Here is a 14,214-nt window from a genome sequence, read left to right on the forward strand (position 1 = left end):
GGAAAGCGTGAAGAATAGAACTCTGGGTAGTGTTTTTATCGTGGCGGGAACCACGATTGGTGCCGGTATGTTGGCGATGCCGCTGGCTGCAGCAGGCGTAGGATTTAGCGTCACGCTGGTGTTGTTGGTTGGGTTATGGGCACTAATGTGCTACACCGCGCTGTTGCTGCTGGAAGTGTATCAGCATGTGCCGGCCGACACAGGGCTCGGCACACTGGCGAAACGCTATCTCGGTCGATACGGACAGTGGGTTACTGGTTTTAGCATGATGTTTTTGATGTATGCACTCACAGCGGCGTATATCAGTGGCGCAGGTGAGCTGTTGGCCTCGAGCATCAGTGACTGGACTGGAACAAGCATGTCCCCAACGATGGGCGTGTTACTGTTCACCTTTGTTGCCGGGGGTGTGGTATGTGTAGGTACATCACTGGTTGATCTGTTCAACCGCCTGCTGTTTAGCGCCAAGATTATCTTCCTGGTCGTTATGCTGGCGTTGCTGATGCCACACGTCCATAAAGTCAATCTCCTCACTCTGCCGCTTCAGCAGGGACTGGCGCTTTCTGCCATTCCAGTTATCTTCACGTCATTCGGTTTTCACGGCAGCGTCCCCAGTATCGTCAGCTATATGAACGGGAATATCCGTAAATTACGCTGGGTATTTATTAGCGGCAGCGCCATCCCGCTGGTTGCCTATATATTCTGGCAACTGGCCACTCTTGGCAGCATTAACTCATCAACCTTTATGGGGCTGTTAGCTGACCATGCAGGCTTAAACGGTTTATTACAGGCGTTACGTGAAGTGGTGGCCTCACCGCACGTTGAGCTGGCTGTGCATCTGTTTGCCGACCTCGCGCTGGCAACGTCATTCCTTGGCGTGGCGCTGGGTCTATTTGATTATCTGGCCGATCTCTTCCAGCGTCGCAATACCGCAGCCGGAAGAATGCAGACCGGCGTGGTGACATTCCTGCCGCCACTGGCATTTGCTCTGTTCTACCCGCGTGGCTTTGTGATGGCGCTGGGATACGCAGGCGTGGCCCTCGCGGTGCTGGCGCTACTGATCCCGTCAATGCTGGTCTGGCAGAGCAGAAAACACAATCCTCAGGCAACGTATCGCGTAGCTGGTGGCACCCCGGCGCTGGCGCTGGTGTTTATATGCGGTATTGTGGTGATAGCGGTGCAGTTTTCTATTGCAGCAGGATTGTTGCCAGAAGTCGGGTAAAGAAAAAGGGGCTTACGCCCCTTTTCTTAGTGCAGACAGCACTGCTTATATTTTTTACCGCTGCCGCACGGGCAAGGATCGTTGCGCCCTACTTTGGCATCCACTTTTACCGGAGCCTTAACCGGAACTTCCTGCGGATGCGCCATCCAGTAAGCATGCAGATCCAGCGCCGCCAGACGGATAGCCTCAACGCTCTCTTCAAACGCCTCTGGGGTCAGTTTTTCCACCACCTCAAAGTTCTCTTCTGTTCCGTGCAGCGCAATCGCCTCAAGAGCAGGTTTTAACGAATCCGGTAACGCGGACCAGTCGGACAACGCAACGCCGCGCATATAGCCAAAGCACCACTCTTCTACGATAGTCAGCTCATGACCTTCAATTTCACGCAGGCCAAACAGCGGTTCAAACTGCTCCGGAAATTCATCCAGGCGATCGGCGGTATCGGCCATATGTTGAAATGCCAGGTTCATAAAACGCGCCATTTCTTTTTCGGATGACCAGCGAGGGACATACTGCGCGCCGCCCCATATAGCGACCAGCCACTGCTCCGGCTCAATTTCAAACGGTGAACTGAGTACCGCCGTCAGTAAGCCGTCCAGCTCTGAGACATCCAGAATCGCCTTTTCCGTATTGTACTTAGTCAGTACATCATCCAGCCATTCCAGCTCGCTCTCGTTTAATGGTCCCGTTTTCATAACGCTTTTCCTTAGTCAATAATTCTTGCCTGTGATTATCTTACATGGCGTGTGGGATAACGGATACAAATGGCGTGGGCGGCTTACTGATACCGCCTGTTCAGGTTAACAGGAAACGGGGTAATTCCGGTAGTCAACGCACAAAAGGGATCACAAAATCGCCGGGCATTATATCTGCAACACACAATAAAACCACCCGCAGGTGGCTTACTGTTGTTCAATATGGTTCAGCGTGGCCGTATATCCGGTTTTCGCTACTGCATTGAGCAGCGTATCGGTCGAGAAACCTTGCGGAACGATGGCTTCAGCCTGACGGGTCTTAAGCGAAGATTTGGCTTTGATCACGCCATCAGTTTCACGCAATGCTTGGTTAACCGAAATGACGCACAGCGAGCAGGTCATATTTTGTATATCCAGCACCACTTTTTGATTGGCTGCTTGCGCCCATAACGGCAGTGATAAACACATAAGCAGCGTCAATATTTTCATTCAAACACCTCATAATACCAGGCCACCAGCGTGGGGTAGAATAACACTGGCAAAATCAGCATCAGTGCGAACCAGTACAGCACGCGCATCTGCGTCAGGGTTAACCGCCCTGTGCACCAGAGCCTTTTAGAAAAATAGAGTCGCCAGAACACCCGCAATAATAACCCTATCGTCAGCACCATCAGGGGAATACGTAAAAACTCAACGCGGGTGAATACAGCGAAACCTGCCGCCGAAATACCAAACAACAGATATAACAGCGGGCCAACGCAGCATAAACCGGCGGTGACGGCAGCCGCAGCGGCCGTCAGCAGAGTGAGTCCCGCGCCCTTAGCGTTGTTCTGTTGCGACATAGCTGTAAGAGAACGCTTTAGGGTCATAGAAATTGATCGGATCGCCATCTACTTCAGCATAAGGATAACCAAAGTTGTTCATCGCACCCTGCTCGGTTGCCGGATACAATTCAAAATCACGTCCGTAATTGAAGCCCACCCAATTCATTTCCCAGTTGCCAAACAGGTAAGCATTGACGGCCTGAACATCGGCATCCTGATGGGCTTTTTTCTCTGCCAGACGCATTTTGGTCACGTCTGCCGGGTCACACGGCAACCAGCCGTAACCGGCCAGATAGAACTCAGCGCGACAGTGTTGCCCACCGCTGACATCGGCAACCCCTGCGCTGTCGGCTTTGCCAAACGCGCTTTTTGAATAACGCTCCAGTTTATTGGCTTTCCCCAGGCGGATGCCAAACAGTTCACGCGCCGGTATGCCGCTGGCCCGAGCCAGTGCCACAAAAACGGAACTCATATCGGTACATTTACCCTTGAGCTTGCCACTTTTCAGGATCTCCGCGACGTCACCCGTGCCGCAGCCGATCACGTCATTATCACGCTCCATATAGCGGCTCACCCACTCGTAAATCAAGCGTGCTTTTTTCAATGGGTCCTGCTCCGTACCAGTAATTTTACGTGCGGTTTCCTGAACCAGTCCATCAACGGGGGTATGCGCTGTCGGCAGTAGATACGGTTTAACATCCAGCGGGTAAATAATCTGTTCCGGCGCTTGCCAGGTTTTTAGCGCGTCATGTTTCAGTGGTTCCCAGTCTGACGTTTCAATCTCAATATCGACCTTCATCAGCAATTCCCCCTGCGAATCTGGCCAGCTGGCAAACAGCGTTTTGGCGCCGTAGCTGTTATTGGTAGTGACGTAAGCCTGCTTATAGTTACCGCCAAAAACAAGGTTTGTCATCTGCTGAAACGCGGTGTCTACCGGTAACGGGATCCAAAGCTTTACCATACCGCTTGAACCCTGCGGCGGATTGAGTTTATAGGTTTGTGATAACACAAAACGCCGACGCGCCACCGGTGCAGCCAATGGCTCTGCAGCCTGTACCGACTGGCTAACGATCGAAGGGCCGACGATACCGACGGCAGAGAGGAGAACGCTATTTTTAAGAAATTGGCGACGTTGCATTGCTGTCTGTCCATATTGTGTGAGTTGAGCTACGGCAAGCGTAGGAGATCATCACAGCAGACAGACGCTGACATAAAAAGGCGAGTCGATGGGGATTATTCATCAATAACAGACCTGTTAACTGTGAATGAAAAGAGAACCGATTAAGCCACTTTCAGTTGCAAGAGTACAGGCGCAACAAGAAAAAAGGCGAAGAATGCATATAAATAAGCAGTCTCCCTGACCGATAGCCCCAGTAAAATTAAAACATAGATACATGAGTGCCTAATTTACGAGCTAACCCCCTTGCTCCTTCGCGCATGACCGTGTCGTGATTCCAGCGAAATACGGGCGCAGCCAGCGGAGCAAGGTAGTTCATCCAGCGAATCGTGGTCCGAATATTCCAGTCGTATCTGACGATAGTTGCCTTACCCAGTTCTACAAAAGACCATACCCCATGACCTTCAACCTCACCACGGGCTTCTCCTTCGAGCAGAGAACAAGGGCGAATATTCAATACGTTGATATCAAATGTTAAACGATACGGCAGCGCTCCTTTCCAGGTATAGCGGTGCAACGCCCCGATCCCCTGCACATCGCCTTTCTTGAGTTCGATGACTTGCTCCAGACTTATCCACCACTCAGGCCACTGGTCCGGGTGCGAGAATACCTCCCAGACCTCCTGGAGTGACGCCTCAACCCGCCAGACGGTAGAGAATTGATATTCGGCCATGGACCTGACTCCTTTAAGGCGTGAAGAAATCGGCGGGGAAACGCAGGTTGACGATCATGGCGTCCATAAGCACCGTTTCCAACGATTTACCCTCTGACGTGTAGCTCATCACTTTGGCAGGCAATCCATGGTAGTTATCTAACCAAACGTCATAACGATGAACACCATCAACAACCATGCCCCTCGCCCCCACCACCGAGACATGCGTTACTGAGCGACCGGACAGGTTCTCCACGCCAAGGGTGGTGGTTGTCCCCTCACGCTGCAAACGACGAATATTCCCCAGCAAAACGCCGATGTCTGACCGATCAACCCGATGACCACGCTCATCCTGGATCAGCGAATTCGTGGGCGAGAGACTTAGCACAGGCAACGTCCCCAGCCCAAATGGCCATAACTTCACTTTACCGCTGACGGGGTTATAGGTCAGCACTGCGCCAGCATGGGGTTGGGTAAAGTCCATCCGTACATAACCAGGCTTTTTATAGCTATAGCGAATAATTTTACTCTCCTCCGCAGTCGATGAAGAGAGCATAACAACCTGATAAGATTGCATTTTATCAAAACTTTGCTGAGAGAGACTGATGGGATCAGTCGTCATGGCGATTTGTGGCAGCGCTGATGCCACGGCGATGCTCACTGCTGCCGGGTACGCTATAGTACAAAAAACGAGTAACGTTGCAGGCATTACCGTCGCAGAGAGTGAGCCTCTCATGATCGCCTCCAGCATCAACATGGTCTGCAAACAGGCACAATCACCTGTTATCTGTGTTCATTATAGGGGGTAATTCAGCGGCTCTGACCACCAGGCTAGTCATTATTCGTATATGCGGAGCGGTAAAATTAATCATGCTTAGGTCGGGCATCGACACCGCACAACGCTATACTTTAATAGCCACATTTTTACCAGGTATTCATCATGAAACGGCCACGGGTGCTTTCATGCATCGCCATCACAGTACTGCTGATGGTGTCATTCTGTGCTACCGCCAGCACCTTGCAAGATCAAGCCGCAAGGGAGCGTGAATTAAGTGCCGCACTGGCTACCGGCAACAGCGTCATCATCATTGGTGGGACGGATGACTTCGGTTTCACGCTCAGAACCCGCAACAAGATCCACCGGCCATTTGCTCTTCAGGATGGCATTGGCGATCCCGTTATGTTCAACAGCTTCCAGAACCACAGTGATAATCCTGCCCGGGATGGGTTCAGGAACAACCCGGCCCGGGGAGGCTTTATGCTGGGTGCACCTATTCGCAGATAATTATAGTCGGAATAGCATTCAATTTTAATGAGAGGATAATAACATCCTAACGACAAGAAATAATACACATCGCCAATAGTCACCTCATCCTGTACCGTTAGAATGAATACGCAGATAAATATATAATGATTAAGTTGTAATTTCACACCAATATAAAATTGACATGTGTAATATAGATTACTAGCGTATATAAACAGGTTTCGATTTTTAATAAATAGCACCGCATCTATTCCGCCGTCAACAAAACGATATTTCAGTATTTATTCGTATTGAGAGAGCAAGAAAATGCGACAATCGGCATTATCTGTTGCGCTGGAAGTGAAGCCCGAAAGTTACGAGTATTTAGCTTACCTGCTGAATAAACTATACATCAGACGGGATACCGTTCAACAAGGTATCACTGGCGAGTTTGCGCCATTTCTGGCCTCCGTTCCCGTTTTACATTTCATGTCACTCAGTCTCTTTCCTGGCTATGAGTACGATCCACTATTCGTTATCGAAGCCAATTTTGATGGTGAGCCTGGCCCCTTTTGGGCGCAACTTGAAGCCGCTATCGGCCCTGAGATCCGCAGTTTTCTAGCCTGTTGTAAATGCCCGCGGGATGGTCTCGGCCCCCTATTCACTATCAGAAACCTCAAGCTCTGTAGATCGGGTATCGGTATTTGCCGTAAGGGCTTTGATGAATGTATTGGTGAATCGAAAGGCTGAACGACGCGTATAAAAAAATATTACGGGAAGTTGACGCCCGATAATTTAACCTGGATGAGGATAAATACTCAGGTGTCTTTTTACCTGTGCCCTTTGAATAATACCGGTATTCACCGGTAAAAATCATGCTGATTGGACGTGAAACCGCTGGCTGGAATACGCTGAATGGTAAGAATACAATATCACGGGTGCTGGGACTTATACCTGACGTCACCATCGAGCAGGTGGTTGAAGAGGCTGTGGCTCGTTACAAGAAACATCTTTCGGTAAAAAGCGATGGAACGTCAAACTTCAAATCACGTAACAGCTTCACACAATACCATTTCCGGCTGGCCCGGGAGCTAGATATTCCTCCTCAAGCCATCGTGTATGCCAATCTACTGGCGTGGGATTACGATGTGCTGCCCCCTCTAACTCGCCCTGAAAATGAAGTGCAGGAGGTCATATTGGCCTCACTGAAACTGCTGGCGGTACAAATTAAACACCTTGAGCCCGATTTCATTATCTTTGCATCCGGAGCCCGGAGAACAGACTACATCATAAAACAGGTGCTTACTGAGCTAGGCGGCTATGAGACTTCTTCCGTCATTCCGGGGAAGCTATGGGAGTTTAAAGTAGGTAACGCTATCTGTTTCAGAATTGCCTATCCAAGGGCTATGCGCGGACACCAGCAGTACAGAGATGAGGTGATTGCACGAATTAAGCGACATTGCACTCATGGCTGCTAGTGCATTACAGATTACTCAGTAGGTATCCCTGAGCAACCCTTCCCAGAAGAGTACCGGAAACGGGCGAATCGGCCTGGTTCTCTATGCTAGAGGCGACACGTTCGATTCGACATTGACAGGCTGGAGATTGCACTTCATTGCACCCCGTGAGCACAGGATATGCACAGGACGTGAATTTCAGGCACAAAAAAACCACCCGTAGGTGGTTTCACGACACTGCTTATTGCTTTGATTATTCTGTTCTTTCCCATGGTACCCGGAGCGGGACTTGAACCCGCACAGCCTTACAGCCGAGGGATTTTAAATCCCTTGTGTCTACCGATTTCACCATCCGGGCTCGGGAAAAATTGGAGGCGCGTTCCGGAGTCGAACCGGACTAGACGGATTTGCAATCCGCTACATAACCGCTTTGCTAACGCGCCAAAATCTTCAGGCCTTTCAGCCACACCCGCAAATTGCCGATGTTTTAAATTTGGAGCGGGAAACGAGACTCGAACTCGCGACCCCGACCTTGGCAAGGTCGTGCTCTACCAACTGAGCTATTCCCGCATCATCAAGTAACTTTGTTAATCACTTGATTTTGCTATCGTCTGGCAACCTGTGCCGCCGTTCGATGCGTTGCATTCTACTTACCTGACGCACTGAGTCAACGATATTTTTCGCTACTCACGATCGTTTGCTGAAATTTGCGGCGAAACGATCACTGATCAAGCAAATCTCCACGTGCAGCGCTCAAATACTGGAACATCGACCACAGTGTCAGTACTGCGGCGACAAAGAAAAGTGCGATCCCGGCGTACTCAACCCAGATATTTGGACGCCACAGCAGCCAGGCCAGCGCCGCCATTTGCGAGGTAGTTTTCACTTTACCGATCCAGGACACAGCCACGCTGCTGCGTTTGCCCAGTTCAGCCATCCATTCACGCAGTGCAGAAATGATAATCTCACGTGCGATCATAGTGGCGGCAGGCAATGTCACCCACCAGCTGTGGTAGTGCTCCGTCACCAACACCATGGCGATAGCCACCAGCACTTTGTCGGCGACCGGATCGAGAAAGGCACCAAAACGCGTGCTTTGGTTCCAGCGACGCGCCAGAAATCCGTCAAACCAGTCGGTGATCGCCGCGATACAAAAGATAAGCGCACAAACAAAGGGAGCCCAGGTGAATGGCAGGTAAAACGCCAATACAAAGAATGGGATCAGGATGACGCGAAACAGCGTGAGCAATGTAGGGATATTAAATTGCATATGACGGATAACTATCTGTTGTCAGTGAAATTACCCCTATGTTGCTACAGAGGGCCTAATGTTTCAACGAGTAGAAGATCTTTTCTGCCAGACCTTGCGAAATACCCGGCACTTTTGCAATTTCTTCGACACTCGCGTTACGAAGCCCTTGCAAACCGCCCATGTACTTTAGCAGCATCTGCCGACGTTTTGGTCCTACGCCCTCGATCGTTTCCAGCGTACTGGTGCTTTTCACCTTCGCCCGTTTTTTACGATGCCCGCTGATGGCGTGATCGTGCGATTCATCACGAATATGCTGAATCACGTGCAGCGCAGGCGAATCAGGCGGCAGGCTAAACCCCTCACCTTCCGGTTCAAAGAACAGCGTTTCCAGACCGGCTTTTCGATCGGCCCCTTTGGCCACGCCCAGCAGAAGCGGATGGTTTTTGTCCCAGGGCACGTCCAGCTCAGCAAATACCGCTTTCGCCTGCCCCAGTTGGCCTTTGCCACCATCAATGAGGATGACGTCCGGAATTTTACTTTCTTCAATCGCCTTACCGTAACGTCGACGCAGCACCTGATTCATCGCCGCATAATCATCACCGGGGGTAATGCCAGTAATGTTATAGCGACGGTATTCAGCACGTAACGGTCCATTAGCATCGAAAACAACGCAGGAGGCTACCGTCTGCTCGCCCATGGTGTGGCTGATGTCAAAGCATTCCATGCGTTTAACCGCCGGTAGCTTCAGCACCGATGCCAGTGCCGTCAGACGTTGAGTAATGGTGGACTGCTGAGACAATTTCGTGGTCAATGCCGTAGCCGCATTGGTACGCGCCAGCTTCAGGTAACGTGCGCGATCGCCACGCGGCTTCGTCTGGACGTGAATCCGCCGCCCGGCTAGCTCAGACAACGAGTCGGCCAACAGCGTTTTATCGCTCAGATTAAAATCAAGCAGGATCTCACCGGGTAAGGTGCGCATCTGGCTGCCCTGTAAATAGAACTGTCCGACAAAGGTTTCGACCACTTCGCCCAGTTCCGTACCACCCGGCACTTTAGGGAAATAACTGCGGCTACCCAGCACTTTTCCCTGACGGATAAACAGGACATGCACGCAGGCCATCCCGGCATCAAACGCCACGCCGATAACATCCAGATCATCTCCCGTATTGGAAACAAACTGTTTTTCGGTGACACGGCGTACGGCCTGAATTTGGTCGCGAATACGCGCAGCTTCTTCAAATTCCAGATTCTGGCTGGCCTTTTCCATCCGGGAGATCAATTGCGTTAACACCTGATCGTCTTTGCCGGACAGGAACAACCGGACGTAGTCAACCTGCTGCGCGTACTCGTCCTCACTCACCAGACCAGCCACGCAGGGACCGAGACAGCGACCAATCTGATATTGCAGGCAAGGACGTGAGCGGTTGCGATAGACGCTGTTTTCGCACTGGCGAATCGGAAAAATTTTCTGCAGTAGTGCCAGCGTTTCACGCACGGCATAACCGTTGGGAAACGGTCCAAAATACTCGCCTTTGGCATGCTTAGCCCCGCGATGCATCGCCAGGCGCGGGTGGGTATCACCGCTGAGAAAGATAAAAGGATAGGATTTGTCATCGCGCAGCAGTACGTTGTAGCGCGGCTGGTACAGCTTGATGTAGTTATGTTCGAGTAATAACGCTTCGGTTTCCGTATGCGTCACCGTCACATCAATCTGCTGAATGAGCGCCACCAATGCTTCGGTTTTACGCGACGCGAGGTTACTACGGAAGTAGCTGGAAAGCCTTTTTTTCAGGTCTTTCGCTTTACCGACATAGATAACCGTCCCGGCGGCATCGTACATACGATAAACGCCGGGTTGGCTGGTTACGGTTTTCAGGAACCCTTTGGCATCAAACTGTTCGGTCACTGGCTTGTTAACGTCTCCGCATTACACAGGCCATGGCGAATTGCCAGGTGAGTCAGCTCTACGTCACCGTGAATGTTTAATTTACTGAACATTCGATAGCGATAGCTGTTCACCGTTTTCGGACTGAGATTCAGCTGCTCTGAGATCTCATTGACCTTCTGACCTTTGGTGATCATCAGCATAATCTGCAACTCACGTTCAGACAAACTGGCAAACGGCGTTTCCGTTTTCTCTGGCTCAATCTGGCTGAGCGCCATTTGCTGAGCGATATCAGAAGCAATATAGCGTTGCCCGGAAAAGACTGAGCGAATGGCGCTAACCACTTCCTGAGGCGCAGCCCCCTTGCTCAGATATCCTGCGGCACCCGCCTGCATAACTTTTGCGGGCAACGGGTTTTCAGTATGGACGGTCAGCATAATCACTTTTATGTCAGCCGTTGAACGCGCGATTTTGCGTGTGGCCTCAAGCCCACCAATACCGGGCATATTCATGTCCATCAGCACGACGTCGACGGAATTTGAGCGGCACCATTTTACAGCATCTTCGCCGCAGCACGCTTCGCCGACAACTTTAATGCCTTTAATATCTTCAAGAATGCGTCGTATCCCTGCGCGCACCAGTTCGTGGTCATCAACAAGAAAAACGTTGATCAAAGGAATATCTCCAGAATAGGGATAACGCTACCGATAGTTAATCAGTCCTATGTTAACGGGTTTTATCTCAACTTTGAAATGTAAAAAACACCCGTCTTTCGATTTTGCTCTCGTTTTTGGAAATTAGATTGTACGCCGCGTGGAAACATTCACTGCTGACGGCCTTCCGCCTGGGTTATATGCGCATCACTGTTTCAGAATAGTGACAAAAAGATCATATTCTTCAGTTGAATGATAAATTGGCAGGCAAAGTTGTAACAATAATTAACCAGTAAAATACTCGAGATATACAAAGTATGGAGAAAATATATGCACTGCAACATCTTGTTTATTTTAATGACGCCGGTTAATGTTTGCGCAAAAAACAGCCACTGATATTTTTAACCGCGCTTATGGTATACTCCGCCGCCTTAACATTTGCCATCGCACTTTTTCATTGAAACATAACGAGGAAAATAAATGAGTACGCCTGATTTTTCCACTGCTGAGAATAATCAAGAACTGGCTAACGAAGTCACCTGCCTGAAAGCCATGTTAACGCTGATGCTGCAGGCAATGGGACAAGCCGATGCAGGCCGCGTGATTCTTAAGATGGAAAAACAGCTCGCGCTGATTGAAGACCAAGCCCAGGCTGCGGTATTTACCAACACTGTTAAACAAATTAAACAGGCCTACCGTCAGTAATAAGAAACCGGCTGATAGCACTGCAATCAGCCGGTTTTGCGTCTGACACTCAGAACGACAATTTATTCAGATAAGCCCGGTCGCGGCAGCATAACAGGCTATCTGTGTTTTGTTTGGCGCATTAAACTTCTTCTGCATATTCTTCTGATGGAAGTTAACGGTATTTTCAGAAATCGACAGGATCATCGCTATTTCAGCCGATGTTTTTCCCTCTGCGGTCCATTTCAGTATTTCTTTTTCCCGCTTACTAAAACGCATCTCGGGCGCCATGACCATATCATCTTCCAGTCGCGTCAGAACGGACAGGCTCTCCCTTACCAGTAATTGCATTCTGAGTTCCACTTCATCCTGCGCAAAGCGGCCATTACGCACACTCGCACGCGAGACGGAAAGAAAACCCAGCGCCCGGTTCGGCAACATTACGCACTGCGTCACCCCTTTGCGTAAACCGTGATTACGCGCGGCATCCCACAGAGGTTGCGCATCGCGAAATAAGGTATCGTCCCAGGCTAGATGGCCCTGGCTAAAGTTTTCGGGCTTTAGCACCGGGTCAATCGCGAGATAATTTTCGGACTGATAATGCGCCACCCAAGCTTGAGGATAGGTTGTATGAAGCGCCGTTTTGGGTCGGGTAAACGGTACGGGATGACGAACACAGAGCGCGTAAAAATCGAACTCCAGATGTTGCGTCTGATGTTGTAATTCATTATAGACGTCCTCTGCCGTCGCCATTTCCTGAAAGCGTAACAGCATGCTCCGTCGCCAGGTGAAGAAATCATGATCCTGCATACTAAGTGGTAATGCCCCTGAGATTGATAATCATCACAAATGAGAATGAAACAAGCTAACACATAAATGTATTTTATATATGCAAATTATCGGACAAGAATGGATTTACTTGAGTATTACACTCATCGGACTATGTAGACAGGGCTTAACGTCAATAATAAAGCAGCAATAATAAATAGTTATGCAGACTGTACTCACCAAAATCTATATCGGTGAGTACAGTAAGGTTATTTATTGCATTAAAAACTTTTCTAGAAACTGACGAGTGCGCGGTTGTTGAGGCGCGGTAAACAGAGATTTTGCCGGTCCCTTCTCCACAATGCGCCCCTGATCCATAAATATTGCCCGGTCAGCAACGTCGCGCGCAAAGCTCATTTCATGCGTCACAATCACCATGGTGCGTTTTTCCTCCGCCAGCTGGCGAATGGTATTCAACACCTCGCCAACGAGTTCAGGATCAAGTGCTGATGTGGGTTCATCAAACAGGATCACCTCCGGGCGCATTGCCAGCGCCCGGGCAATCGCCACGCGCTGTTGCTGTCCACCGGATAAACGACGCGGATAGCTGGTCTCTTTACCGGCCAGACCGACCTTCGCCAGCAATTCACGCGCGCGGGCCGTCGCTTCGGCTTTTGACTCTCCTTTCACAATTACCGGACCTTCAATGATGTTCTCCAGCACCGTGCGGTGTGGAAACAAATTAAAGTTCTGGAACACAAAACCTACATGCTGGCGCAACTGGCGGATAAGTCCTTTCTGCTGATTCAAAGAACGCGCGGTATCAATGGTAATGTCACCGACTTTGATCGTGCCTGCCTCCGGTTGCTCCAGTAAATTAATACTCCGCAACAGAGTGGTTTTACCCGAGCCGCTCGGCCCGATAATCGCCACCACTTCGCCAGGCTTTACCTCAAGATCAATACCGTGCAGTACCGTTTGCCCGTGAAATTTTTTCACCAGGTTTCTGACTTCGATCGCACTCATTTCGGCTCTCTCTCCTGGCGGTTCAGTTGTTCTTCAAAATAGTTCTGCAGTGCGGAAAGCACCGTCGCCATCACCCAGTAAATCAGCGAGGCCGCCAGATACATGGTGAACACTTCCAGCGTGCGCGAGGTGATTAGCTGCGCCTGACGGAACAGTTCCGGCACCTGGATTGTCGCCGCCAGCGACGTATCCTTCACCAGGCTGATAAAGCTGTTGCTCAGCGGCGGTAAGGCCACCCGCGCCGCCTGCGGTAGGATCGCCCGACGCATGGTTTGCCAGCGTGTCATGCCGATACTGGCCCCCGCCTCCCACTGACCTTTATCAATAGAGGAGATGGCAGCACGCAGCGTTTCAGCCGCATACGCCGCAGTGTTCAGCGACAAACCAATCATCGCCGCCGGGATCGGGTCCAACTCAATGCCAAATTGTGGCAGGCCGTAGTAGATCATAAACAGCTGAGCTATCAGCGGAGTGCCGCGAAAAATGGAGATATAAATGCGAGCCAGCCAGCGCACAGGCAGCAGCGGCGACAGGCGCATCAGGGCGAGGATAAACCCCAGCACCAGGCCAAAGAACATCCCGCCAATACTTAGCTGCAGCGTAAATACCGCGCCTTTGAGCAGGTAGGGCAGCGAATCAATCACCAGTTGGATACTTTCTTGCATTAGTATTCTTCTACCTT

Annotated in this window: 17 protein-coding genes, 3 tRNA genes and 1 pseudogene; 6 read left to right on the top strand and 15 right to left on the bottom strand. The window is 50.5% G+C overall.

What is annotated here, in order from left to right; translation table 11 throughout:
• Positions 1–7 precede the first annotated feature (7 nt).
• Positions 8–1,219: a tyrosine transporter TyrP gene (tyrP, locus tag E4Z61_RS07915; RefSeq protein ID WP_135322292.1), complete on the top strand. Its 1,212-nt coding sequence runs from the start codon at positions 8–10 to the stop codon at positions 1,217–1,219.
• A gap of 26 nt (positions 1,220–1,245) precedes the next feature.
• Here tyrP and E4Z61_RS07920 read toward each other — a convergent pair whose 3' ends face one another.
• The 6 genes from E4Z61_RS07920 to E4Z61_RS07945 all read right to left on the bottom strand — a co-directional run bounded on the left by E4Z61_RS07920 (position 1,246) and on the right by E4Z61_RS07945 (position 5,186).
• Complete coding sequence (locus E4Z61_RS07920) at positions 1,246–1,911, bottom strand: YecA/YgfB family protein (RefSeq protein WP_135322293.1); 666 nt, start codon at positions 1,909–1,911, stop codon at positions 1,246–1,248.
• Positions 1,912–2,118: 207 nt separating this feature from the next.
• A complete protein-coding gene (locus E4Z61_RS07925; RefSeq protein WP_135322294.1) occupies positions 2,119–2,400 on the bottom strand; it encodes a heavy-metal-associated domain-containing protein in 282 nt (93 codons plus the stop codon).
• Complete coding sequence (locus tag E4Z61_RS07930) at positions 2,397–2,753, bottom strand: mercuric transporter MerT family protein (RefSeq protein WP_135322295.1); 357 nt, start codon at positions 2,751–2,753, stop codon at positions 2,397–2,399. Before E4Z61_RS07930 ends, E4Z61_RS07925 begins: the two co-directional genes overlap by 4 nt.
• On the bottom strand, positions 2,731–3,873 hold the full coding sequence (locus E4Z61_RS07935) for a transglutaminase-like domain-containing protein (protein ID WP_135322296.1): 1,143 nt from the start codon (positions 3,871–3,873) through the stop codon (positions 2,731–2,733). Before E4Z61_RS07935 ends, E4Z61_RS07930 begins: the two co-directional genes overlap by 23 nt.
• Before the next feature lie 241 nt (positions 3,874–4,114).
• On the bottom strand, positions 4,115–4,585 hold the full coding sequence (locus E4Z61_RS07940; protein WP_135322297.1) for an SRPBCC family protein: 471 nt from the start codon (positions 4,583–4,585) through the stop codon (positions 4,115–4,117).
• Positions 4,586–4,598: 13 nt separating this feature from the next.
• A complete protein-coding gene (locus E4Z61_RS07945) occupies positions 4,599–5,186 on the bottom strand; it encodes a DUF1571 domain-containing protein (protein ID WP_332600543.1) in 588 nt (195 codons plus the stop codon).
• Positions 5,187–5,504: 318 nt separating this feature from the next.
• On the opposite strand from E4Z61_RS07945, the gene E4Z61_RS07950 reads away from it, so the two are divergent.
• The 3 genes and pseudogenes from E4Z61_RS07950 (at position 5,505) to E4Z61_RS07960 (ending at position 7,285) form a co-directional block, all read left to right on the top strand.
• On the top strand, positions 5,505–5,849 hold the full coding sequence (locus tag E4Z61_RS07950) for a hypothetical protein (protein ID WP_135322298.1): 345 nt from the start codon (positions 5,505–5,507) through the stop codon (positions 5,847–5,849).
• 285 nt (positions 5,850–6,134) lie between these two features.
• Positions 6,135–6,557 (top strand): hypothetical protein, encoded by a 423-nt coding sequence (locus tag E4Z61_RS07955; RefSeq protein WP_135322299.1) that lies wholly within the window; start codon positions 6,135–6,137, stop codon positions 6,555–6,557.
• Positions 6,545–7,285, top strand: a pseudogene (locus E4Z61_RS07960) (hypothetical protein). Before E4Z61_RS07955 ends, E4Z61_RS07960 begins: the two are co-directional and overlap by 13 nt.
• Positions 7,286–7,535: 250 nt before the next feature.
• Here the strand turns inward: E4Z61_RS07960 and E4Z61_RS07965 are convergent.
• The 6 genes from E4Z61_RS07965 to uvrY all read right to left on the bottom strand — a co-directional run bounded on the left by E4Z61_RS07965 (position 7,536) and on the right by uvrY (position 11,075).
• Positions 7,536–7,622: transfer RNA gene (locus tag E4Z61_RS07965), tRNA-Leu, on the bottom strand.
• Positions 7,623–7,633: 11 nt separating this feature from the next.
• Positions 7,634–7,707, bottom strand: a tRNA-Cys gene (locus tag E4Z61_RS07970).
• Positions 7,708–7,758: 51 nt separating this feature from the next.
• Positions 7,759–7,834: transfer RNA gene (locus E4Z61_RS07975), tRNA-Gly, on the bottom strand.
• Positions 7,835–7,985: 151 nt separating this feature from the next.
• Positions 7,986–8,534 (bottom strand): CDP-diacylglycerol--glycerol-3-phosphate 3-phosphatidyltransferase, encoded by a 549-nt coding sequence (pgsA, locus tag E4Z61_RS07980; protein ID WP_135322300.1) that lies wholly within the window; start codon positions 8,532–8,534, stop codon positions 7,986–7,988.
• Positions 8,535–8,589: 55 nt separating this feature from the next.
• The gene (uvrC, locus tag E4Z61_RS07985) at positions 8,590–10,422 is read right to left on the bottom strand and encodes an excinuclease ABC subunit UvrC (RefSeq protein WP_135322301.1); all 1,833 of its coding nucleotides are present in this window, start codon (positions 10,420–10,422) and stop codon (positions 8,590–8,592) included.
• Entirely contained in the window at positions 10,419–11,075 is a 657-nt protein-coding gene (gene uvrY, locus E4Z61_RS07990) for a UvrY/SirA/GacA family response regulator transcription factor (protein WP_003834023.1), read from the bottom strand. The genes uvrC and uvrY overlap by 4 nt, the downstream gene beginning before the upstream one ends.
• 392 nt (positions 11,076–11,467) lie before the next feature.
• On the opposite strand from uvrY, the gene E4Z61_RS24380 reads away from it, so the two are divergent.
• Both E4Z61_RS24380 and E4Z61_RS07995 read left to right on the top strand, forming a co-directional pair.
• On the top strand, positions 11,468–11,515 hold the full coding sequence (locus tag E4Z61_RS24380; protein WP_418222342.1) for a hypothetical protein: 48 nt from the start codon (positions 11,468–11,470) through the stop codon (positions 11,513–11,515).
• A gap of 19 nt (positions 11,516–11,534) precedes the next feature.
• Positions 11,535–11,759 carry a DUF2594 family protein gene (locus tag E4Z61_RS07995; RefSeq protein ID WP_135322302.1) on the top strand — a complete coding sequence of 75 codons (225 nt, stop codon included), beginning with the start codon at positions 11,535–11,537 and terminating at the stop codon, positions 11,757–11,759.
• Between the two features lie 66 nt (positions 11,760–11,825).
• Here E4Z61_RS07995 and sdiA read toward each other — a convergent pair whose 3' ends face one another.
• The 3 genes from sdiA to tcyL form a co-directional block, all read right to left on the bottom strand.
• Positions 11,826–12,548 carry a quorum-sensing transcriptional regulator SdiA gene (gene sdiA / locus E4Z61_RS08000; RefSeq protein WP_135322303.1) on the bottom strand — a complete coding sequence of 241 codons (723 nt, stop codon included), beginning with the start codon at positions 12,546–12,548 and terminating at the stop codon, positions 11,826–11,828.
• A gap of 231 nt (positions 12,549–12,779) precedes the next feature.
• Entirely contained in the window at positions 12,780–13,532 is a 753-nt protein-coding gene (tcyN, locus tag E4Z61_RS08005; protein WP_135322304.1) for an L-cystine ABC transporter ATP-binding protein TcyN, read from the bottom strand.
• The gene (tcyL, locus tag E4Z61_RS08010) at positions 13,529–14,197 is read right to left on the bottom strand and encodes a cystine ABC transporter permease (RefSeq protein ID WP_135322305.1); all 669 of its coding nucleotides are present in this window, start codon (positions 14,195–14,197) and stop codon (positions 13,529–13,531) included. Before tcyL ends, tcyN begins: the two co-directional genes overlap by 4 nt.
• Positions 14,198–14,214 lie beyond the last annotated feature (17 nt).

Origin of the sequence: Citrobacter tructae (assembly GCF_004684345.1) — a bacterium.
Classification (GTDB): domain Bacteria; phylum Pseudomonadota; class Gammaproteobacteria; order Enterobacterales; family Enterobacteriaceae; genus Citrobacter; species Citrobacter tructae.

Coding starts and splice junctions, on each gene's coding strand:
- tcyN (WP_135322304.1), bottom strand. CDS start 13,532: ATGAGTGCGATCGAAGTCAGAAACCTGGTGAAAAAATTTCACGGGCAA.
- E4Z61_RS07920 (WP_135322293.1), bottom strand. CDS start 1,911: ATGAAAACGGGACCATTAAACGAGAGCGAGCTGGAATGGCTGGATGAT.
- E4Z61_RS07940 (WP_135322297.1), bottom strand. CDS start 4,585: ATGGCCGAATATCAATTCTCTACCGTCTGGCGGGTTGAGGCGTCACTC.
- E4Z61_RS07945 (WP_332600543.1), bottom strand. CDS start 5,186: ATGACGACTGATCCCATCAGTCTCTCTCAGCAAAGTTTTGATAAAATG.
- E4Z61_RS07925 (WP_135322294.1), bottom strand. CDS start 2,400: ATGAAAATATTGACGCTGCTTATGTGTTTATCACTGCCGTTATGGGCG.
- tcyL (WP_135322305.1), bottom strand. CDS start 14,197: ATGCAAGAAAGTATCCAACTGGTGATTGATTCGCTGCCCTACCTGCTC.
- pgsA (WP_135322300.1), bottom strand. CDS start 8,534: ATGCAATTTAATATCCCTACATTGCTCACGCTGTTTCGCGTCATCCTG.
- sdiA (WP_135322303.1), bottom strand. CDS start 12,548: ATGCAGGATCATGATTTCTTCACCTGGCGACGGAGCATGCTGTTACGC.
- E4Z61_RS07955 (WP_135322299.1), top strand. CDS start 6,135: ATGCGACAATCGGCATTATCTGTTGCGCTGGAAGTGAAGCCCGAAAGT.
- E4Z61_RS07930 (WP_135322295.1), bottom strand. CDS start 2,753: ATGTCGCAACAGAACAACGCTAAGGGCGCGGGACTCACTCTGCTGACG.
- E4Z61_RS07995 (WP_135322302.1), top strand. CDS start 11,535: ATGAGTACGCCTGATTTTTCCACTGCTGAGAATAATCAAGAACTGGCT.
- E4Z61_RS07935 (WP_135322296.1), bottom strand. CDS start 3,873: ATGCAACGTCGCCAATTTCTTAAAAATAGCGTTCTCCTCTCTGCCGTC.
- E4Z61_RS07950 (WP_135322298.1), top strand. CDS start 5,505: ATGAAACGGCCACGGGTGCTTTCATGCATCGCCATCACAGTACTGCTG.